Here is a 575-nt window from a genome sequence, read left to right as displayed (position 1 = left end):
TCATAAATACAACAAATTCGTCGTTTAAATATAATTTATTCGTCAAAAATTCGTCGAAAATAATAATATTAATTTCCGGGTATGACGTTGATTTGTTATGTTCGTTATCGGATAGCGCGAAAGTATACCCGATAATATTAGTATCGGAATATACGGCTTTTCCGTTGTCGTCATAAGTACAGGCATAGAATTTACCAGCGTAATAATGCACGCCAGTAAATTGACCGTTGGAAAGTTTATTGATTTCGTCGTTGGCAATATGCCCCGCGAATAATTGGGCGGCGCGGCGTCCCGTTACGTCTTCTTTCCATCGACGGACATAGCCGAATTGTTTACCCGTCTTGAAATAGTTTTTCAGTGCCTTTAAACAAACGGCGTAGGTCTTGCCGTTAGATCGTTCACCGAAAATAACGTTATAAGTGGCGTTCTTTTTATCGATCGCCGCCGTCGAATAATATTTATGGGACATTTATAAACCTCTCATTTCGCCGTAATCTATATAATTACCGCAGAACAATTCTATAAATTCAATAAAGCGTTTAGCCACCGATAGAGTATATTCCAATTCTCCGAGG

At 38.8% G+C, this 575-nt stretch carries 1 protein-coding gene; it reads right to left on the bottom strand.

Annotated features, from left to right (window positions below):
* A partial coding sequence (locus RM190_RS23360; protein ID WP_311761880.1) for a phage DNA encapsidation protein occupies positions 1–469 on the bottom strand: 469 nt, incomplete at its 3' end.
* Between the last annotated feature and the right edge of the window lie 106 nt (positions 470–575).

Source organism: Paracoccus broussonetiae (assembly GCF_031854425.1).
In the GTDB taxonomy this organism is placed as follows: Bacteria; Pseudomonadota; Alphaproteobacteria; order Rhodobacterales; family Rhodobacteraceae; genus Paracoccus; species Paracoccus broussonetiae.
This window is presented reverse-complemented; position numbering and strand designations above follow the sequence as displayed.